Annotated in this window: 19 protein-coding genes and 1 pseudogene; 7 read left to right on the forward strand and 13 right to left on the reverse strand. The window is 57.8% G+C overall.

What is annotated here, in order from left to right; genetic code table 11:
- Positions 1-38 precede the first annotated feature (38 nt).
- Genes MUU53_RS11920 through MUU53_RS11930 form a run of 3 tightly spaced genes read left to right on the forward strand, consistent with a single transcriptional unit; the run spans position 39 to position 1419 of the window.
- Positions 39-398, forward strand: a complete 360-nt coding sequence (locus MUU53_RS11920; RefSeq protein ID WP_235775167.1) for a hypothetical protein — start codon at positions 39-41, stop codon at positions 396-398.
- 1 nt (position 399) lies between these two features.
- Complete coding sequence (locus MUU53_RS11925) at positions 400-987, forward strand: hypothetical protein (RefSeq protein WP_037093737.1); 588 nt, start codon at positions 400-402, stop codon at positions 985-987.
- A gap of 9 nt (positions 988-996) precedes the next feature.
- Positions 997-1419: a hypothetical protein gene (locus MUU53_RS11930; protein ID WP_037093783.1), complete on the forward strand. Its 423-nt coding sequence runs from the start codon at positions 997-999 to the stop codon at positions 1417-1419.
- A 26-nt stretch (positions 1420-1445) separates the two neighbouring features.
- On the opposite strand, the gene MUU53_RS11935 is transcribed toward MUU53_RS11930, so the two are convergent.
- From MUU53_RS11935 to MUU53_RS11965, 7 genes are all read right to left on the reverse strand, one after another.
- The gene (locus MUU53_RS11935) at positions 1446-1727 is read right to left on the reverse strand and encodes a hypothetical protein (protein ID WP_065653669.1); all 282 of its coding nucleotides are present in this window, start codon (positions 1725-1727) and stop codon (positions 1446-1448) included.
- A gap of 429 nt (positions 1728-2156) precedes the next feature.
- The gene (locus tag MUU53_RS11940) at positions 2157-2843 is read right to left on the reverse strand and encodes an HAD-IIA family hydrolase (RefSeq protein ID WP_037093935.1); all 687 of its coding nucleotides are present in this window, start codon (positions 2841-2843) and stop codon (positions 2157-2159) included.
- Positions 2844-2926: 83 nt separating this feature from the next.
- On the reverse strand, positions 2927-3763 hold the full coding sequence (locus MUU53_RS11945) for a phosphodiesterase (RefSeq protein WP_037093910.1): 837 nt from the start codon (positions 3761-3763) through the stop codon (positions 2927-2929).
- Between the two features lie 61 nt (positions 3764-3824).
- The gene (locus tag MUU53_RS11950; RefSeq protein WP_037093913.1) at positions 3825-5078 is read right to left on the reverse strand and encodes an ABC transporter substrate-binding protein; all 1254 of its coding nucleotides are present in this window, start codon (positions 5076-5078) and stop codon (positions 3825-3827) included.
- 37 nt (positions 5079-5115) lie between these two features.
- Positions 5116-5946 (reverse strand): carbohydrate ABC transporter permease, encoded by an 831-nt coding sequence (locus tag MUU53_RS11955; protein ID WP_037093916.1) that lies wholly within the window; start codon positions 5944-5946, stop codon positions 5116-5118.
- A complete protein-coding gene (locus tag MUU53_RS11960; RefSeq protein ID WP_037093917.1) occupies positions 5943-6824 on the reverse strand; it encodes a carbohydrate ABC transporter permease in 882 nt (293 codons plus the stop codon). Before MUU53_RS11960 ends, MUU53_RS11955 begins: the two co-directional genes overlap by 4 nt.
- Positions 6821-7885, reverse strand: a complete 1065-nt coding sequence (locus tag MUU53_RS11965) for an ABC transporter ATP-binding protein (protein WP_333630014.1) — start codon at positions 7883-7885, stop codon at positions 6821-6823. Before MUU53_RS11965 ends, MUU53_RS11960 begins: the two co-directional genes overlap by 4 nt.
- A gap of 184 nt (positions 7886-8069) precedes the next feature.
- On the opposite strand from MUU53_RS11965, the gene MUU53_RS11970 reads away from it, so the two are divergent.
- A complete protein-coding gene (locus tag MUU53_RS11970) occupies positions 8070-8942 on the forward strand; it encodes a LysR substrate-binding domain-containing protein (RefSeq protein ID WP_052114314.1) in 873 nt (290 codons plus the stop codon).
- 83 nt (positions 8943-9025) lie between these two features.
- Positions 9026-10083: pseudogene (locus MUU53_RS11975) on the forward strand (IS630 family transposase).
- A gap of 619 nt (positions 10084-10702) precedes the next feature.
- Here the strand turns inward: MUU53_RS11975 and MUU53_RS11980 are convergent.
- Entirely contained in the window at positions 10703-11611 is a 909-nt protein-coding gene (locus MUU53_RS11980; protein WP_037093923.1) for a LysR family transcriptional regulator, read from the reverse strand.
- A 108-nt stretch (positions 11612-11719) separates the two neighbouring features.
- Between MUU53_RS11980 and MUU53_RS11985 the strand changes: the two genes are divergently transcribed.
- Positions 11720-12781, forward strand: a complete 1062-nt coding sequence (locus MUU53_RS11985; RefSeq protein ID WP_037093924.1) for an alkene reductase — start codon at positions 11720-11722, stop codon at positions 12779-12781.
- Between the two features lie 134 nt (positions 12782-12915).
- Here the strand turns inward: MUU53_RS11985 and MUU53_RS11990 are convergent, their stop codons facing one another.
- From MUU53_RS11990 to MUU53_RS12005, 4 genes are all read right to left on the reverse strand, one after another.
- Complete coding sequence (locus MUU53_RS11990; RefSeq protein ID WP_247261132.1) at positions 12916-13728, reverse strand: aminoglycoside phosphotransferase family protein; 813 nt, start codon at positions 13726-13728, stop codon at positions 12916-12918.
- A gap of 104 nt (positions 13729-13832) precedes the next feature.
- Complete coding sequence (locus MUU53_RS11995; protein WP_037093559.1) at positions 13833-14387, reverse strand: recombinase family protein; 555 nt, start codon at positions 14385-14387, stop codon at positions 13833-13835.
- 503 nt (positions 14388-14890) lie between these two features.
- Positions 14891-15499 (reverse strand): RES family NAD+ phosphorylase, encoded by a 609-nt coding sequence (locus MUU53_RS12000; protein ID WP_247261090.1) that lies wholly within the window; start codon positions 15497-15499, stop codon positions 14891-14893.
- Positions 15496-16608, reverse strand: a complete 1113-nt coding sequence (locus MUU53_RS12005) for a hypothetical protein (protein ID WP_247261091.1) — start codon at positions 16606-16608, stop codon at positions 15496-15498. The genes MUU53_RS12000 and MUU53_RS12005 overlap by 4 nt, the downstream gene beginning before the upstream one ends.
- Positions 16609-16861: 253 nt before the next feature.
- On the opposite strand from MUU53_RS12005, the gene MUU53_RS12010 reads away from it, so the two are divergent.
- Positions 16862-17866: a hypothetical protein gene (locus tag MUU53_RS12010; RefSeq protein ID WP_247261092.1), complete on the forward strand. Its 1005-nt coding sequence runs from the start codon at positions 16862-16864 to the stop codon at positions 17864-17866.
- A gap of 116 nt (positions 17867-17982) precedes the next feature.
- Here the strand turns inward: MUU53_RS12010 and MUU53_RS12015 are convergent, their stop codons facing one another.
- Positions 17983-19140, reverse strand: coding sequence for a tyrosine-type recombinase/integrase (locus MUU53_RS12015; RefSeq protein WP_247261093.1), 1158 nt, complete (start codon positions 19138-19140; stop codon positions 17983-17985).
- Between the last annotated feature and the right edge of the window lie 44 nt (positions 19141-19184).

Genomic DNA, 19184 nt, shown 5'->3' on the forward strand with positions numbered 1-19184 from the left:
ACCTCGCACATATTGCGACCTCTCTCGCAACAGATCCCTTGGCTGGCTTGCTGCTTGCCATCTCCCTCTCGATCGCCCTCATAATCCCGGCGCAGAGACTCTGGTGGATCCACGCGCTACTAGCGGCCTTCCTTCTCATCCTGTCGCTGGCTTTCCACGACAAGCGTCACTTGTCCTTCGACAGCTACCTGGTCGGGCTCCTAGCCTTCGCCGCGGTTTCTCGGGACATTCCCAATCAGCCACTGCTCTATCGCATCGGCATTTCCTGGTTTGCGTGCTTCGCGCTGATCTCGGCCGTCATCTACGCCGCAGGCGAACGCATCCAGCACAGGACTCCGCTCGAAAGACCTTTTTCCGAGCCGGCAATTTCAGCAGCATTGATCAAGAGGGACACCTGATATGAAACCAGTGTTTTTTGCCGCAGCCGGTCTCGCGGCTCTTGCCATCTCTCCAGCATCTGCCAAGGCCGAGGATGCCTCATGGGGTTGCCAGATCCTCTTGTGCGCAGCCTCACAAAGCCCGTCATGGCATGGCGTCCCCTACTGCGTTCCCCCGATGAAAAGGCTTATATCAGCTATGGCGAAGCCCGGCTTCTCCTGGCCGATCTGCCATGAAGCAAAAGCCGGAAAACCGGGCTATGAACCTTACGAGGAATGCCCTGCCGGCATGACCGCCGTTTCCTCCCGCACCGATGGGGATCGGCCGTTCTTGGGCCGAGACGACAAGGATCAGTGCACGAAGACCGTCAACCAGTGCAGCAACCGTGCCGCCTTCCGTACCCAATTTGGTGACAGCCAAGGAAACGAGCGCAAGGGTGTCACGATCCGGCAGATCAACCAGAACAACGACAATGATGTTTTCAACCGAGACAATGGCTGCATGGTGCAGATCACTCAGCCCCGCCCTCGCCGCGCGGATCCTTATTATTTCGACATTCCGAACGATAAGGGCGTCAAGCAGCGCGCTTGGTTCAACTTGAATGACTGAGTGGATGACATGAACAGCAATATTCTCGTCGTAGCAGCAGCCGGTATCGGCATTCTCGCCGGTGCAGGAGGTACTTATCTCATCATGCCGGAGCCAGAGCCGGTTGTTCGGGCCCCCACTGATGCGGAGATCGCGGCCCTTATCGCAGCCAATCCCTCCCTAATTCCCGAACCTCCGGCCCCTGTGCTTGAAATACCGACAGAAGAGGAAGCTCTAGCCGCATACCGCAAGGCTTATGCCCGCAATCCTCTGAGGACCGGCCGCGGTGAAGCCGATGTAACCCTTGCTTTGGGAGAGTGTGACGAGAACGCCAGCGGTCCAGGCGTATCATGCGTTGCGGCCATCAAGAGGAATCCGAACGCAGCTCCTCTCGATCGCGTCATTGGATTTGCCAAGTCTGCATCCGGCGAATGGGTTGCCACCAACTACTGATTTTAGAACCAGATGCCTGTTGATCATTAATGCCCCGATAGTGAGATGGAGCCTGAAAGAAGAAGCTCCATTTCCTCAGGGTTTAGGCTCCCCTTGGAGGCAATTAGGTACCCCGCTACGTAAAGTAACTTCTGATCTCTCTCATCCTGATCTGACGGCGCGTGCCTGATGATTTCCATACGTGCATTCGCTTCCTGATCCATGTCAGCGCCGCCCTCGCTGTTGACGGCTGCCAGGTAGACGGTTCGGTGACGTTCGACCTTCACGGACAATGGCTCGTTGGGTTGCAGCTCAAGCTTTTCTGTCATCTTTCCCTCTCCACAAGCGCAAGCGATCACTCCTTGACCTCCCGAAATCGAAGGGAGGGCAGGAGCCCCGCTCCTGCTCCCGAGCTCGTGCGGAACAGCTGGAGAGAGGGGGACAAGCGCTAAACCGGAGGGGGATCACCCACCCGGAGGGCCGAGACGAATTTCATAGAAATGAGCCGGTGCTGCAGGCCGCAGGCCGAAGCATGGGGAGACCGGTTTAGTGCTTGTGGGGGAGAGAGGGCAGAGCGCCTTTCTCCCCTCTCAGTGCGTTGAACAAAGTCGCCTTTCGGCCCATTGCGGTCATCACGGGTCGAAGGGATAAGGGCAGCTTCGCGCCTCCAAATCGGTCGTTGAGGCCGTCTTGGCACCTACCTGAAAGCGGACATCGTCGTGGCAGCGGCGTCACTTCACTGGTGCGCCTCGGCATAACTAGCCGATTTTCAAGAAGGTCATTCCAGCTCGCATAGCACCCTTGCCGTCAGTCTCCGGGTTGTCTCCGACCATCAATGTACGGTTTGGAGAGGTGCCGAGCAATTGGGCCCCGGCAAGGAAAATGCCGGGTTCGGGCTTTCCGACTATTTGGTGAGGGACCGGCCCAGTGCAGGCCAGAATTGCTGCCACAAGCGCTCCAGTCTCGGGAACAATGCTCCCACCTCGGCCAGGATGAGTGCGGTCCGGATTACAAACGACGAGTTGCGCACCGGCCAGTACGGAATTGGCTGCCGATTGGATTGTATCATATGAAAACGTCCGGTCGCGGCCGATCAGGACGACATCTGGCCGTTCCCGAGATATGTTTAAACCGAGGCTTCGCGCATACTCTTGAAGTGACTCGCTTGCCGCCATGGCAATCTGCGCCCCTGGCATTTTCTCCGCCACCATCCGGATCGCCGCCATCCCAGCGGTTACAATTCTTTCTTCAGCCACGGCAAATCCGAGCTGGTCCATCAGAATTGCGATTTCGAAAGCAGTGTGCTCGGCGTCATTGGTGACGATCGCGAAATTTCCTCGGCTAGCATCAATGAGATCGTGCGCCCACGGGAGGGCTTGGCCTCCGCTGATGAGCGTCCCGTCCAGATCGAACAGGACACCGTCTACGTTTAGAAAATCATCCATTCCGTGCGCTCAGGCAATGGAGACCCAGCGCAGGAGCTTCTCCCTGCGTTCGGGTATCGTGGAAATTGAAGATCATGCCAGACCTACTCCGCTGGAAAACCGAGTGCGTAGTCGCGGCCCTTGATTTCATAGCCGTCGAGCGGGAAGCGCCGCGACTCTTCAAGGAAGTAATTCAGATGCACCACGACACTGTCTGCGTTGATTGAGACTACAGAATAGGCTGGCGGTTCGTGGCTGCCGGGGATGTCTTCGCCATGCGGTGACAGTTCCAGCGGCACCTGGTGGTTGAGGCCTGGAATGAGGGAAAACGAGATGCCGTGCCAGTTGCCAGAAATCGGGCGATGGACATGCCCCAGGAAGATGTGGCGGATGCGATGCGAATGCGGCTGAAGCACCTGCCAGAGGGCGTCGGCATCCTGCTGCGTGATCGCGTCCATAGACGAGATGCCGGTCAGGATGGGCGGATGATGCATGAACATAAGGATAGGCTCGTTGCTCTGGGCGAGCTCCTCGGCAAGCCATGTCAGCCGTGTTTGGCAATAGGCTCCCGCATGACTGCCTTCCTGCTTGGTATCGAGAAACACCAGCCTATGACCGCCTTCGATGCGGCTACTCTGGACGAAGCCGTTGCCATCATCCATCGCCTCGGGAAACACGGTTCGCAACGAGGCCCTGTCGTCATGGTTGCCGACCATCATCACCACAGGGACCTTGAGGAGATCGATACGCTGGCGAAGTGCCTGATAGGCTGGAACCTCGCCCCAGTGAGCCAGATCGCCAGTGATGACCATGAGATCGGCGTCGGAATGGTCCGCATGGATGCTGACAATCGCTGCATCGAACCGCGCGCACGGGTCGAGCCCGTACAAGGTTGCCGGCTGCGGCACGAGGTGGATATCAGTGACATGAACGATCTTCATGGTGACCTTCCTGATGGTGAGGCTACGTGGCCGATTGGCCACGTAGCGGGAGGTTGGCAGATCAGCGACGCGGCAGGAGAGCCTGGGTGTCTGCTGCCATGTCGGCGAGAACCGCCTCGGCTTCCTCGGCGCGACTGCCGTCCATGACCGACTGCAACCGGTCCTTGATCACGTCTGTGATCTTTAGGCCGTTATCGCCGGGAAACGCGTACCAGCCGGTCAGATAGGGTAGCTGGGAAAGAGCAACCGCCTGGTTCGGGTTCTCGGCATAGAAATCTTTCAGGAGGTCGGCCGCCTTGGTGTTCGGCGCCATGTACCCGGTGGTCTTGACCATGATTGCGCCACCTTCGGGGCCCGTCGCGAACTTCAGGAATTCCCATGCTGCCTTCTGCTTGTCCTTGTCTTTGGCCGTGATTATCGCGACATTGCCGCCGGCCGGCAGACGCGAGACGCCTTCTTTCAGATCCGGATAGTTGCCGGTCTTTAGTTCGAACTTGCCGCCGATCTGCTTGGTGACGGCATTGACGCGAGCCGTTGTGGTTACCATCATACCGATTTTGCCGGCGGAGAAAGCCGCCAGCATCTCGTTCGGCGTCATGTTCGGCGACTGCGCCTCGATCACGAGACGTGCCAGTGTGCCGATCGCTTGTTTGCCGGCCTCGCCGTCGAAGGCGACCTTGGTTTCGTCCTCATTGAGCATCGTGCCCCCATTTGCAAACACCAGCGCCTGCCACAGCCAGTTTCCGGTGATCGCCCATTCGGTTTCGATACCGTCAGCCTCGCCCTGAGCCTCGATCTTCTTGGCGAGCGCGATGATATCGTTCCAAGTCTTGGGAAGGCTGTTTTCGTCGAGACCGGCCTTCTTCACGAGATCCATATTGTAATAGACGATCGGCAGTGAGATGGCATAGGGAAGGCCGTAAACCTTGCCGTCGACGGCGCCGGCCTGGCGCATGCCGTCATGATAGCCGGCGGCGTCGAAGTCCGTTTCGTTGGCGATGAAATCATCGAGCGGAACGGCGATTTCCTTGTCAGCAAGAACGCGTACGCGATTGAGGCCTTGGAAGGTGACGTCCGGTACATTACCGGTGATGCCTTCGCGCAGCACGCGCTGGGCGGCGTCCTCATAATCCTTGTAGGGCGTGCGGAACTCAACCTTGATGTCGGGATGCTTCTTGCTGAAGGCTTCCAGCATCTCCTTCTGGGTCGTGTCGAACAGTTCCGGATAGGCGTACTGCACGGTGATCGTAGTAGTATCGGCCATCGCTGCGGATGCCATCAGGGACAGGGCTGCGGCGGTCAGGATCGTTCTCATGGACAAGTCTCCGGTGGTTGGGGGGGTGAGAGGACTGCTACTTGATGCCGGTGAAGGCGATGCCTTCGATGAACCGTCGTTGCGCCAGCAGGAAGAGGCAAAGAAGCGGGGCAACAATGATGGTCGCGGCCGCCATCAGCGGGCCAAAGTCATTTCCGGCCTCGGCATTGCGGAAGGCCATGACGCCGAGCGGCGGCGTGAAGTACTTGTCGCTTGATACGGCGACCAGAGGCCAGAAATAATCGTTCCAGTGAGTGACGATCGAGAAGACGCCGAAGGCCGTGAGCGCCGGGATGGCGGCCGGCAGCATGACCCGCCAAACGATCGACAATTCAGACATGCCATCCATACGGGCCGCATCGACCAGATCATCCGGAACGCCCATGAAGAACTGCCGCATCAGGAAGATGCCGAACACTGAAATCGTGAAGGGCAACACCAGCGCGCTGTAGCTGTCGAGCAGGCCGACGTAGTACAGTAGGATGAACAGCGGCACAGCAATTGCCTGATAGGGGATCAGCAAGCAGAAGAGCACGAAACCGAAGGCTAGACGGCGACCGAAAAAATGCAGTTTGGCCAGTGCATAGGCTGCCGGCAGCGTGACGAGCACCTGCAGGAAAAAGATCGCTGCCGTAACGACGACGCCGTTCATGAGATAGAGCATCAGCGGGGCTGCTGAAAATGCTTCCGTATAATTCTCGATGACGGCGAGTTTTTGCGGCCACCAGCGCAACGTTTCGGAAAAGATCTCGTCGGCTGGCTTGATCGAGGTCGAAACCATCACGGCGAAGGGCAGAAGGGCAAAGGCAGCAATCAAGAGCAGTGCTGTGTGGCGAAGCGCCGAGCTTACAAAGGAACGAGCCGTCATGCGCCTTCTCCATTCTTCTTGAGGGATACGAAGCGCAGCAGGCTGACGCTGACGACGAGCAGGATGAAGACAATCGTGATCGCCGCCGCGTGACTGCTGCGGAAGAACTCGAAGCCTTCGGCATAGATCGTGTAGAGCAGCACTTCGGTCGCCTTGTTCGGCCCTCCTTGAGTGAGTGCATGAACCGTGTCGAAGACCTGGAAAGAGCGGATGGCGGAGGTGATGGCGACGAAAACGGCGACAGGTGCCAGCAGTGGCCAGGTGATCAGCCTGAACCGCTCCCAGGCATGCGGTGTGCCGTCTAGCTCGGCTGCGTCGTATAGATCGCGCGGGATGGCAGAAAGACCGGCCATGAAGAGCACCATGTTGAAGCCGAAGCTTTGCCAGATGCCGATGACCGCGAGCACGTAGAGTGCGATGTCGCCATCCTTGAGCCAGTTGTGCGAGGCAAATCCCAGGGCCTTCGCCGTCGTGTTGACGATGCCAAAGCTCGGGTGCAGCATGAACTCCCAGACGATGGCCATGGCAAGCAGGCTCGCCATCACCGGCATGAAAAAGGCGGTGCGATAGAAGGATCGTAACGAGGTTCCTGCGTCGATCAGAAGCGCACTGACCAGGCCTAGCAGCATCGAGCCGGGCACGACGACGGCAGAGTAGATCAGCGTATTGCTCAACGACTTCCAGAAGACCGGGTCATCGATCAGCGCTTGAAAATTTTCGAAACCGATAAATCTCAGCGAGCGATCACCGAGCTGATAGTCGGTAAAGGCCAGCACAAGAATCGAGGAGAGCGGCGCAATCAGGAAGATGATTGCCAAGATGGACGCCGGCGCGATGAGGGCAAGGCCTGCTCGGTTTTGGCTGGCGGAAAGGCTCATAGGGGAGCCTCCAGTCGGTAGCTGCCTTCTATTCGCCGGTTGTCTGTGCCGAAGACATGCAGGCGCGCTTCATCCATCACGATCCCCACTTTGTCGCCGATGGCTGGGCGGATGCCGCCCGGATCGCAGCGCACAACGACGAGGTTGCCGCCAGCGGTCATGACTTGGACGAAGAGGTCGGCGCCGAGATTTTCGATGTGGTGGATAACGCCGGCAAGCGGTGCGTTGGCTATGCCTGCTAGTCGAGCCGCCTCTGGACGAAAAGCCGCCTGCACCCGGTTGTTCGCGGTATCGGCGAAGGTGAAGGATAGGACGTCACCTTCAGTCAGAGCCGCCTGAAGAACGTTGATTTTGGGACTACCTATGAACTCCGCGACGCGAAGATCCAGGGGCATCTGGTAGATCTGGTCAGGCGTATCCACCTGCAGGATTTCGCCACCCATCATCACTGCGATACGATCGGACATGGTCATCGCTTCGGCTTGATCGTGGGTGACATAGATAAAGGTCGAACCCAATTGGCGGTGGAGCGCGGCAATCTCGCCTCTCGCCTGTACCCGCATCTTGGCATCGAGATTCGAGAGCGGCTCGTCCATCAGGAAGGCGCTCGGTTTACGCACCATGGCGCGGGCAAGTGCCACACGCTGGCGCTGGCCGCCTGAAAGTGAAGCAGGCTTGCGGTCCTTTAGCATAGAGATTGATAGGGCATCGCAAACTCTGCCCACTTCCCCTGCGATCTCCTTGCGCTTCGCCTTCGCCGACGGCAGAAGAGTGCCGAGGAGCGACCGCTCAGTGGTGTTCAGGCGGCGCATGACGAGCGGTACGGCGATGTTTTCCGCCACCGTCAGGTGCGGATACAGTGCATAGGACTGGAACACCATGGCGAGGTCGCGGTCGCGTGGCCGGATCCTATCGACAGTTGCACCATCTAGTAGGATGCTGCCCCCGCTCTGCTGTTCGAGGCCGGAAATGATGCGCAATAGAGTGGACTTTCCGCAGCCTGACGGGCCAACCAAGGAAATGAACTCGCCGTCCCGAATATCCAGATCGATCCTTTTCAAAACATGGGTCTCCCCGAATGTCTTAACGACAGATCTGATGTTTACGCTTGCCATGAAGGAAGGCCCAAAAAAATGTGTTCAATGGCTGGCCAGATACTTCATAGATTTTACATTACAATGACGCATTATAAATTCAGGTTATACCGCCCATCAGGTAGACACCTCTCATTTTTCGTGAGGCTCAATGCGTTCCAAGCTTAGCTATGCCCAGTTGCGAGCATTCAATGCGGTTGCAAAGGAAGGCAGTTTCTCGTCTGCCGCGCGTCGCCTCGGCCTCAGTCAGCCTGCCATAACGGCGCAGGTCAAAGCTTTGGAACAGAGCTACGGCGTGCTGTTATTCGAGCGCAGGGGGGACGGTGCAAGGATGACGCCACTCGCCAAGAGCTTGTTTCAGGAGACACAAGAGCTGCATGTTATAGAGGCTGTAGCCGCCGATATCCTGGGTGCATCGAGCGCGTTGAAGACGGGTGAACTCAACATCATGTGCGGCGCTCCGAATCCGGCAATGGCGCTGATTTCCGAGTTCAGGCGCCGTTACCCCGGTGTCCGGGTTACCGCCAATTTTGGTAACTGGCATCGGGTCACGACGGCACTTTATGAGCAACAATGCGACGCGATCATCCTGACAGGCGTACCGGACGACGATAGCCTGACGCGCATTCCGTACATGGAGCAGCGAGCGGTCGCGCTGGTGCCTGCCGGGCACCCGCTGGCAAAGCGAGGCAAGCCCCTTTCGCTGCATGAACTTGCCGATCAGCCACTCATTTTTCGCAACGACCAATCTCTCACGCAATCGGCGCTGAACATGGCAATAAGGAAGTCTGGCGTAAACCTTGAGCCAGCTCTCTCACTCGGCGAGCGTGAGGCGGTCTACGAGGCAGTGCACCAAGGACTGGGAATAGGATTCATGTTCGAACTGGCGGTCAGCCGGGCAGAAAGCAACGTTGTCCGCCTGCCCATAATGGAGCTGAACGACGTTTACGTTGAGCACGTCGCATGCTTGACCCGGAACATGAGACGGCACGAAGTTCGGGCACTGATGGCGCTGGTGGAATAATACCAACCTTCAGTGAATGTGACTCTCGTGGGGATTCCCAGCAGCCGACGAATCTGAATCTTTGTTGCAAACAGGAGGTTGCGATGGGTTCAGCGCTTTCATTGCGGTCGGATTTCGACGGGGCCAGGTTGCGGCGTCTGGCTCGCCAGACACGGGATGCCAATCAGGCGCGACGGCTTCTGGCTCTTGCATCGATCTATGATGGCGGCTCGCGCGCCGATGCCGCCCGGCTTGGCAGCGTGACAGTTCAGATCGTGCGCGACTGGGTGGTCCGCTTCAACGATCGCGGTCCAGACGGTCTGATCAATGGCAAGGCTTCGGGCAAGCCTTCTCTCCTGAACGACGAACAGCGAGCGGCCTTGGCGCAAGCCATAGAGCGCGGACCGACACCGTACTGGATGGCGTCGTTCGTTGGCGTCTGTGTGATCTGGCGCAATGGCTCTGGGAAGAGTTCCGCATCTCGGTGAGCCAGGAGGCCCTTGGTCGCGAAGTGCGTGCCATGGGGTAGCGCAAGCTCTCTGCTCGCCCAAGACATCATGCTCAGGATGCCGAAGCGGCCGAGGCTTTTAAAAAAACTTCCCCGCCGCTGTGGCAGAAATTGCCGCCGGCCCCGCCAAGAGCAAAGTGATCGAAGTCTGGTTTCAGGACGAAGCTCGTATAGGCCAGAAGAACAAGATCACCCGCCGCTGAGCCAAGCGGGGAACAAGGCCGTCTGCGCCACACGACCAGCGAACCAAGCCGGCCTATATCTTCGGTTCCATCTGCCCCAAACAGGGCAAGGCTGCCGCTCTCGTCATGCCGTGGTGCGACACCCATGCCATGAACCAGCACCTGATCGATATCCCGTAATGTTGCAGATAACGAACATGCCGTCCTCATCATGGACCAGGCTGGATGGCACATGTCCAACAATCTCGTCGTCCCAGAAAACATCACCATCCTGCCACTGCCGCCCAAATCACCCGAGCTGAACCCGGTCGAAAACATCTGGCAGTTCATGAGGGACAACTGGCTCTCAAACCGCGTCTTCAAGTCCTACGAGGATATCGTCGACCATTGCTGCTACGCTTGGAGAACACTCCAGGACCGACCATGGAAGATCATGTCGATCGGCAGACGCAAATGGGCACAAGGGTTCTGATCAATGACGGTTGGTATAATACCTTCGTCGCAATATTCGTTTCCGCAAAGTTCAGATTGCTGAAACGTCTCCGCTTCGCGCCCGAGGCCTTCGTGTGCCTGCCTGAAAGTAGACATCGGCTGAAACCTCGCCGTCATACATCGATGTCCGCCTTCGCGTAGGTGCCCTAGCAGCGGTCAGTCTGCCATCGGCCCCGGACTGGAAATGATTTCCGCTATGCGCCTCCATGTCGGTCATAGAGGCTGTCGTGTCGTCGTGCGTGCCTAAAAGCAGACATAGCCTCGGCGCCCGCGTCACGTCGCCTTTACGCCGATAGTGTTGAAAAACTCCGCTGAGGGTCGACAAAACAACTCACTGCCGTGACTGTCCGGAATGGATTTCCGATGATCTTAGCTGACTGAAACGGATTTGCGGCAGAGTGGGTACAGAGCTTCCTCTAAGCAATGTCATTTCAGCTAAAGCTTACGAGAAGCTGCCCACGGGAGTATTTCAACAGTATCCGCCATAAGCGGACGTCCGCCGACGCATTATGAAGGACCTGTTGCCACCCCATTCAGGTCCGCCAGTCTTGATACGAGCTGACCTGGAAGCAGACGTAGGACTCGTCATCTTCTGCCTGCTAAAGAGCTTTCGCGTTGGCCCGTCTAACGAACTCATCCACAACAACCCGGATCCGGGGAAGTATCGCACGGGTCGTTGGCCACACAGCGTTAAATGGCGATTGCACCTGGCACCGATCCGGCAGCACCTCGACCAATTCTTTCCCATCGATGTAAGGCTGCAGGAGAGACTGTGGCATTTGGCATAAGCCGAAACCAGCAACCGCCATATCGATGACCACCTCTCCGTCGCTCACTAGGTGAGCGGCCAGCGGATCAAGCGACTTTACGCGCCCGCCCTCCTCCAGGAAGCGCCAGGGTGCGGCTCTGCCTGGCCTGCCTCCGAGGATACAGGCGTGGTCTTGTAGATCACGTAGGCTTGTTGGTGCCCCTGCTTCACTAAGATAGCGTGGTGCTGCACAGAGAACGAGGCGCTGTGTTCCGAGCGGTCGGGCAGAGATGTCAGTTCGGTCAGGCAGCTCGCCGAACCGCAGACATAGGTCTACCCCATCCTCGACAGGGTCTATAATACGATCAGAGAAGCTGGCCTCCAAACGGAGTCCGGGATGGGCCCTGAGGATATCCAATAGGATCGGCATGGCGATCCGTCGGCCGAACGCCACTGGCATGTCCACCCGCAATATTCCTCTAACCGCGCTGGCCTTGGACCGTGCGAGGTCTTCTGCTGACCGGAGCTGATCAAGTGCGGCTTCGGCTTGCACAAAGTAGGCCTGACCATCGGGCGTCAACGATAGCCGACGTGTTGTCCGATGCAGAAGTTTGACGCCAAGCCGACCCTCCAACTGGGCCACCGACTTGGCGACGGCCGACTTGGTGATGCCAAACTGTGCCGCCGCCGCAGTGAACGACCCGGCTTTCACCACGGTGATAAAGATTTCTACGCCACCGAAGGTGCTGGTAATAGCCATTCTGCAGGCACTCCAATTGACGACTTGAAGTGTACAGTCTGACAACCGGAAGGACAATTGTCTCCAGACAGAAGCAGAGCCATATCTGCGCTAAACCAGGAGATATCGATGTCCCGTTTGTTCGATCCGTTGAAGGTTGGGGCTCTCGAGCTGCCGAACCGCGTTATCATGGCCCCGCTTACACGCAAGCGCTCCGGCGTCGAGCGCGTACCCAACGCGATGATGGCCGAATACTATCGGCAACGGGCTGGTGCCGGATTGATTCTGAGCGAAGCGACTTCTGTGTCCCCACAAGGCGTTGGATATTGGGGCACGCCTGGTATTTGGAACGATGCCCAGGTCCAAGGCTGGCAACACGTCACGCGGCAGGTTCACGAAGCCGATGGTCGCATATTCCTGCAGCTCTGGCACGTGGGCCGCATCTCCGACCCCGAACTTCTCGATGGCCAACTTCCCGTAGCGCCGAGCGCAATCGCCGCCGCTGGTCATGTCTCGGGACTACGCCCGAAAAGGCCGCATCCTATTCCACGGGCTTTGGAAACGAATGAGATACCGGGAATCGTTGAGGACTTTAGACAGGGCGCGGAGCGAGCAAAGGCCGCTGACTTTGATGGCGTCGAGTTGCATGCTGCCAATGGCTATCTGATTGATCAGTTCCTACAGGACAAGACCAACAAGCGCACCGATTGCTACGGTGGCACAGTCGAGAACCGCGCTAGGTTTCTCCTTGAGATTGCGGATGCAGTGACTGAGGTTTGGGGCGCTGATCGTGTCGGCGTGCACCTTCGACCTCGGGGCGAGGAACACGATATGGGGGACAGCAACCCCAAGGCAATTTTCGGGTACGTCGCCGACGAACTGGCAAGACGGAAGATTGCCTTCATTTTTGTCCGCGAAATTGAAGCCGAAGACAGCCTTCTCGGTGAGATCAAGCGTCGGTTCGGGGGGCCGGTCATAGCCAATGAACTTATGTCAAAGGAAGATGGGGAGCGACTTATCGAGTCCGGTCATGCCGACGCCCTGGCATTCGGTCGCGACTATATCGCCAATCCGGACCTCGCAGAGCGCCTTCAGCAGAACTTTCCTCTGAACACACCGAACAAGGACACGTTCTATGGCGAGGGCCCTGAGGGCTATACAGACTACCCTAGTTTGCTGCGGCACCTGTGATGAAAAGACCCGCTGTTTCATCTCAACGCTGGAAGCCGACGGTCGCCCTCCAACCCCATCCCTGAAGCGTGCAAATGGCGCTTCTGAGCCATGTCGCCTGCCGGACCAAAGCGCACTTCCTCGTTCGCAGGCACCTATTGGTTGAGCTCAGCAAGAGCTAGCGCTGCAACATGCAAATCCACCTCGGCCAACGGATCGTCGTCACCTAGAAACCAGGCGGCAGATAGCCCGGTCCACGCGAGTATCCACTGCAGTAGGCGGCGAGGCTCTAAGCGTGAGGCCTCAGCGACCACAGCTAGACGCCTTTGAAAGCGGCCAGGCTGCGTTGCCACAGGCTGACTGGGATCGCTTAGATCAGGGTTGGTGAATATGTTGGCAAAGTCGAAACCGCGTTCGCCGAACAAGCCGTGTGGATCAATGGCGAGCCAACCACGGCAGCCGAAATCCAGCACGTTATCGTGGTGGAGGTCGCCGTGGAGGACACCCTCCTCTCTTGGCGCGGCTAGTAGCATTTGCGCAGTCTCGAAGCTGCTGCGCAGGATGCCGCCATGGCGTGCAGCAGCGACTTCTAGTTCCCTGAACCATAGAGGGAGAGGAACCAACCCTGGCAATGCTGCCGCCTGCTCCCGGTGTAATTTGTCGGCGGTAGCGCAGAGAATTCGAGATGCCTCGTCATCATCACCAGACCGTGCCATGTCTGCCAAGGATCGCTTCGCTGTAGCACGCTCCATGAGGATCGCGTTTTCGTCTCGCTCGAGAACTTGAGCCGCTCCTACTCCGGCCCACCACACCATCAGGTCTGAGCCGCGCTTCTGATCAGGATGAGAAGACACCTTCAGCATGGCCGCTTCACCGTGATGCAGAACCGGGAGAAGTTGAGCAGTCGGAGTGCTGATAGGCTCCCCATCGGTAGTTAGTTGCCAAAGATCAATATAAGGTTTGAACAAGATGCACTCGCGTTCGCTCGAAGAAGTCGGCGCAGCATAGAGCTTCTTCGGGGCCGTCGCCAACACGGCGATGGCCGCTCCTGGCGCGAAGCCGCCATCTTGCCCTACGATGATGCGGCTTCTCTAAGGGCGCGGTACACGCTCGCCCGACCTATGTTCAGCGTCTTGGCAATTTCTGTTGGCCCCATCCCGTCGGATTTCAGTCGGCGGATCTCAGCAATATCAACATGGGGCTTCCTGCCTTTGTAGACCCCTCTGGTTTTTGCAGCGGCGATGCCTTCCATCTGTCGTTCTCTGCGAAGGTTCGTTTCGAACTCAGCGAACACGCCCAGCATATCGAGGAAAGCTTTCCCGGCCGCCGAGCTGGTGTCGATCGGTTGTTCCGTCGCCTTCAGCGTCACCCCTTTTTGCTTGAGCAGCCGTACGATGTCCTGCAGATCCCCAACTGACCGCGCCAGCCGATCGACCCGCGTCACGACCAGGCTGTCGCCGTCGCGCATGAATTCCAGAAGCGTGTTAAGCTCCTTCCGATCCTGCTTGGTCGCTCCGGATTTCTTTTCCGCCCGGATGACCGTGCACCCGGCCGCCTTCAGAGCCGCCTCTTGAATCGCCAAATCCTGATCGATGGTGCTGACCCGCGCATACCCGTAAATTGCCATGAAACGTCTCATTAGGTTCTAGACCTTCAATGGGTAGCGTCTCATAATCGTAAAATCAACCCAAATGATACACTGATTTGCGTCTCACGGAGATTGTCTCAGGAGGTATAGCCGATAAGACGTTTTGGGGCGGCCCATGGAGAAATCCGCCCTCTTCGGCAAAGGATGGGGCTGCGCTGAGTGGCCTGTAGAGGAGAGATGTTTCCGCCGAGCCTCGTCGAAACCTGCTTATGTGCTCATTGCCGAAGGCCGAAGGTATCGCTGGATCGCCCGCGATCTAACACCGTTGCTTACATCGTTCAGCGAAATCGATTAGGCGCTCAAGGTAGTTTATCGCCCCCTAAATGCGGACCCGCCAGTCTCTGTGGCGAAGAGTGTAGGCATGCAGGCGCATGCGGCAGATTTTACCAGATACTTTGCCACTCGCGAATGCCTGCTAACTGACGTGGTTACTTTGGTGGGTGCCTTGGGCTCCCGGCTTGCACTGGGAACTGGTCGAAACCTCAAGGGGGAGGCAGTGGTATCATCGGATCCCAGCTGGCATTGTGCTTGCGCAGCAACGCGTCGGTGATCGAGCGCTCATTGCTGAAGAGGCGTTTCTCAACCACCTGCAGGCTTGTTTCGGCTATGCGATCAAAGAGCGCATAGCAGATCTGGCCGTTATTGTGCCGCGCGCGGTAGGCAATTCCATCAAGCCCAGAATGACTTGCGTAGAGCGCTGCGGCAAAGCTTTGGGAGATCCGGTAGTCATCACCGCTGCAAATGTCCGCGGTCACGCCATGCCACACCAGACCCTCGTCGAAGAGCTTAAGTAGTGAGAGCTCCCTCGCTGTTTCGATGACACTCCATTGACGTAGCTCGACATAAGGCCGCGCGATGATGCGGTTTGCACGGCGCAGGATTGTCTCCGCGAACGCGCCTTCGAGCTGCTGTGCTGCATACATTGTCCGGTATTGGCCCGATGGCGCATCAAACCGATAGGCAGGGCCTGCACCCGGTGCAGGCCCAAACCATACCGCTGAATGAACAGCTTGATGAATGCGAACGAAATGGCTGTTCGCCGGAAGCGACAATACGAGCAGGTCGGATGTTGGCGTCAGCCCTGGTGTCATGCTTCATCGAGCCCAAGATAGGCGCGTGCCGCTGCGGTGGCGGCGTCCACGCCACCAGCCTTCAGGATCTCAATTGGCGTAGCGCCAAGAACGGGGTCAAGCTCCGTTAGATATTGAAGCGCAGTCCACGTGCCGGCACTGGCTTCCGCAAACAGCCTCAACACCTGTCGCAGCTCAGGTAGGATTTTTACGCCGTCCTTGCTTTCAACAAACTGCACGGATGGGATGACCAACTGGCGCCCTCGCATAACACCAAGCGCGGAATTGCTTCCGATCCTTTTGTGCAGGTTCTGATGCGTCATTCCAAGCCGTTCAGCTGCCTGTCGCAAGCTCAGCGCATCTCCGGCTTTCGACAAGATCTCATCCTGCGTTCTGGCAAGACGATTGGCGTCATCCTCTTGTGCCCTGTTGTTGATCGCCGCGTCGGCATCACGTCGGAGCTGCAGAGCCGCTTCGATGATGCTGGCCGTCACATCAAGTTGCTGGACTAACGACTGGTAAGCGTGGCCCCTGCGACTAAAATATAGCTGCTTGAGCGAATGCGACGAGGCCGGAGCGAGATCGCATAGCGCGTAGAAAGCCGAGCAGGTCAAGGGTTCGGCTTCCGCAGGCGGAGTCCACTCAAAAGCGAGGGCCTTCCGCAAAATCTTGAATCGGGCAAACGTCGCATCCACAAGCGCCCCAAACCAGCTCGCTTCTCTGGGCAGCGGATGGCTTTTGAGGTTCATATCGAAGTCGGCAATGCCAGCGATGTCAAAGGCAACGCACATGTGGAAGGTGGCAAACTCAACGCTACGGGCAAATCGAGCGAGAAGGGCGATGTCCGGCCGCTGACGTTCCAATAGGCCATAATCGGCCCCGAAATAGGAATGCTCGAAAGTGTCATCTCTTTGATGAACAGCCGCTGCGCCGCCCAAGATGGCATGGTCGGATACGTGACCTAAGGTCGGGTTCTCTGGCAAGCCTATATCGGTAGCACGGACGAACGAACCTTCGCGCCCTAGAGACGCCCAGCCCGTAGCTCGATACTCTGCGCCCACATGCAGATCGCTTCCTGCGGGAACCAACGGAAAACCGGGCTGGCTTTTCAGGACGTGGGTATGAGCCATAGCACTAAATTCCCTTAATTGTTGACAGACCGCATATATTGGTGGTTGACAGACATTATGTCAACCGTGAACTAACATATCGTAAAGATGCATCCAAGCCCCTCGGTTCATTAAACGAAATTATCCTCCGATCTTTCAATGCGGTGGGTGTGAAATGAACCATAACGGTTGACGGATCCTCCGTATATGGGTTGACAGTATCCGCGGTGTCAATCATATTTCGCTACGGGGCCTCTGAGAGGGATCGAAAACGATGCAGCAAGGGACAGGACATCCAAACGAACTGCCCGCCCGCGATTTGGGGCCGATCAAAGCTCGTCTTCGCCGCTGGTACGTGGAAATTCCTGACCTTTATGCAACTGCTGAATTCGGCATCGCCTTCATCTGCCGCGAAGTTGGCAAATGGGCACCGCCCCTGCTAAGCCCAGGAACGTTTTGGGGCGCTCAAATCCCCTATTGCGGTCTTGTTTTTGAAATCCTGTACGGGTGGCTCGATGGGCAGAAATATGTCCTCTTTTCGCAGGTGATCCGACTGTTGCCGACGGATCTCTCTCCGTGGCATGGTTCATCGTCACAGATCGCGATACGACCAAGCCAGATCGGCCCTTTCTTTGATCTCGGGCTGTTTGTTTTTATCCCTCACAACCGTATTCTCAACTATAGGGGAAATAATGGCCCCGGCCGCAGAGCGGCAATACGCTTCGGTGTTTCCGGTTCGGTAAATGCCAGCAACATCAGACTTGAGAATTGGTCAGGTCTGCCCGACATGTTGGCAAAGATAGCCGCCCTGACTGGCACAATGTTCGACATTGTCCTGGTGGCAAGTGAGCCAGCGAAAGAAAACTGCAGTTCCGTGGCGTTCTCAAGGGGAAGGATTTGGCGTCTATTTCTACCGCAGCATGTCCCGCGAAGGCGACCAGATATCTCAGTTTTCAGTCGACAACCTTCTCAACGGAGTTCTGATATGGAAAATCCCCACGCATTCTCCCACACCAAGATCATTTGGCCCCAGAGCCTGTATCTTGCCGCATCTTTTACCAACGACAGGTTCACCAACGCGGATCATGAGGTCGCGTTCGGGAACGACGGCGGAGATATTGCTGCCGGCGGCCGCCAAACTACAGCTTGGCAAGGCAACGATGACGTCGCCATCGACGCCGGGGCCGCATTCAATGGCCCTGAGATTATTGACACGATCGCGACGAGAACTGCTTCGTTAGACACCAGTATGTCCGCGGGCGCGACGTGGCTGCATTGATGTCTCGAGTTTGAAGTGAAGATTTGCGACAGAGCAGGTGCTCTCGCAAATCTAAGCGGTACTGGTCGACGGGCTAAAAATCCCGTCGACCTCGATCGACGTTTGCAAGAAATCTTCTAGAGTAGTCTAGTTGCGCGTCCGCTTCGGCGCGTCGCGTTGTTATAATAGCTGGATGCTTGTTGGACAGAGCGATGGCGAGACTGCTCCATCGCCTCGGGGAGTGGGACCCCACGATTGGCGGCTTCCGTCAGGTATCCCGACCGAAGTCCATGCGCTGAAAACTCCCCGGGCTCCAATCCGGCCATCTCCGCCCGCTGCTTGACGATCGCATTGACCGCTCCCGGCTCCAGCGCCCGCTTAGACACATTCCCCCAGCGATCAATCTTCCGAAACACGCTGCCACTTTCGATCTTCGCCGCTTCGATCCAGGCATTGAGCGCCTCGACGGGCCGGCCAGTGAGATAGACGGCCTCGTCATGATCGGCGCCCGAGGTTTTGGTGCGGCCAAGATGGATGGCGCGAGACGGGAGGGGAGGGCTGCCCTCCGTCTCGATCGGTGGCTCGACGGTAATCTGCTCCAATCGCAGTCCGGCAATCTCGCTGCGCCGGCGGCCGCCCGAGGCAAAAGCGACCATCAGGATCGCCCGGTCCCTGATATCGCGCAGGCTGGTGGTGGCGCAGGTCGCCAGCATCTTTGCCAGGACATCACCAGTGACCGCCTTGGCGCTTTTCCTTTTTCGCGGCCGCGGGGTGGCGCGCACAGCGAGGCGTATGGCCGATTTGAGGGCAGGGGAGGCGAAGACGCCAGAGAGCGCGCGCCATTTCGTCAGCGTCGACCAGGATGCCAGCCGGCGGCGCACGGTGTCCGGCGCATGCGGCCCGGCGGTGCGCAAAAATCCCTGATCGCGGAGGTTTTGGGAAACGGCTTCCGGCATGCCATGGTCCGGATCTGACTTTCGCTTCTCCGGATCCCAAAGGTGATGGGCAACGAATTTCAAAAGCATCGATTCTGGCGCCGGCCAGGGCAGCGACTTTCCGGTGGCGGCAAGAGACCAGGCCTTCAGGTAAGCAAGATCTGACGTCAGGGCGCGAAGCGTGTTTTCGCCCATGCCCTCGTTGACCAGATGCTTGAGGGTTTGGATGTCCTGGTCGGTCAGCAGCTCGGCGAGTTCGTCGCGCCGCTCCATCGGCAGGACAGCGGCGATCGTGTCGAGCTCTTCGGCGCGGCGATCAACCGGTGACGTTTGGCTTGAAGATGGCAAGCGTGGCTCCATGAGGCTGCTTCGAGACGGCGCTGTGGCCGTCAATGACACGACCT

This window comes from Affinirhizobium lemnae (assembly GCF_022968395.1).
Taxonomy (GTDB): domain Bacteria; phylum Pseudomonadota; class Alphaproteobacteria; order Rhizobiales; family Rhizobiaceae; genus Neorhizobium; species Neorhizobium lemnae.

Excerpts from the sequence above, each read along its gene's own strand:
- MUU53_RS11955 (WP_037093916.1), bottom strand. The coding sequence starts at position 5,946 with ATGACGGCTCGTTCCTTTGTAAGCTCGGCGCTTCGCCACACAGCACTG.
- MUU53_RS11960 (WP_037093917.1), bottom strand. The coding sequence starts at position 6,824 with ATGAGCCTTTCCGCCAGCCAAAACCGAGCAGGCCTTGCCCTCATCGCG.
- MUU53_RS11950 (WP_037093913.1), bottom strand. The coding sequence starts at position 5,078 with ATGAGAACGATCCTGACCGCCGCAGCCCTGTCCCTGATGGCATCCGCA.
- MUU53_RS11945 (WP_037093910.1), bottom strand. The coding sequence starts at position 3,763 with ATGAAGATCGTTCATGTCACTGATATCCACCTCGTGCCGCAGCCGGCA.
- MUU53_RS12000 (WP_247261090.1), bottom strand. The coding sequence starts at position 15,499 with ATGACACCAGGGCTGACGCCAACATCCGACCTGCTCGTATTGTCGCTT.
- MUU53_RS11930 (WP_037093783.1), top strand. The coding sequence starts at position 997 with ATGAACAGCAATATTCTCGTCGTAGCAGCAGCCGGTATCGGCATTCTC.
- MUU53_RS11935 (WP_065653669.1), bottom strand. The coding sequence starts at position 1,727 with ATGACAGAAAAGCTTGAGCTGCAACCCAACGAGCCATTGTCCGTGAAG.
- MUU53_RS11995 (WP_037093559.1), bottom strand. The coding sequence starts at position 14,387 with ATGGCAATTTACGGGTATGCGCGGGTCAGCACCATCGATCAGGATTTG.
- MUU53_RS11985 (WP_037093924.1), top strand. The coding sequence starts at position 11,720 with ATGTCCCGTTTGTTCGATCCGTTGAAGGTTGGGGCTCTCGAGCTGCCG.
- MUU53_RS11980 (WP_037093923.1), bottom strand. The coding sequence starts at position 11,611 with ATGGCTATTACCAGCACCTTCGGTGGCGTAGAAATCTTTATCACCGTG.
- MUU53_RS12015 (WP_247261093.1), bottom strand. The coding sequence starts at position 19,140 with ATGGAGCCACGCTTGCCATCTTCAAGCCAAACGTCACCGGTTGATCGC.
- MUU53_RS11970 (WP_052114314.1), top strand. The coding sequence starts at position 8,070 with ATGCGTTCCAAGCTTAGCTATGCCCAGTTGCGAGCATTCAATGCGGTT.
- MUU53_RS11940 (WP_037093935.1), bottom strand. The coding sequence starts at position 2,843 with ATGGATGATTTTCTAAACGTAGACGGTGTCCTGTTCGATCTGGACGGG.
- MUU53_RS12005 (WP_247261091.1), bottom strand. The coding sequence starts at position 16,608 with ATGGCTCATACCCACGTCCTGAAAAGCCAGCCCGGTTTTCCGTTGGTT.
- MUU53_RS12010 (WP_247261092.1), top strand. The coding sequence starts at position 16,862 with ATGCAGCAAGGGACAGGACATCCAAACGAACTGCCCGCCCGCGATTTG.
- MUU53_RS11925 (WP_037093737.1), top strand. The coding sequence starts at position 400 with ATGAAACCAGTGTTTTTTGCCGCAGCCGGTCTCGCGGCTCTTGCCATC.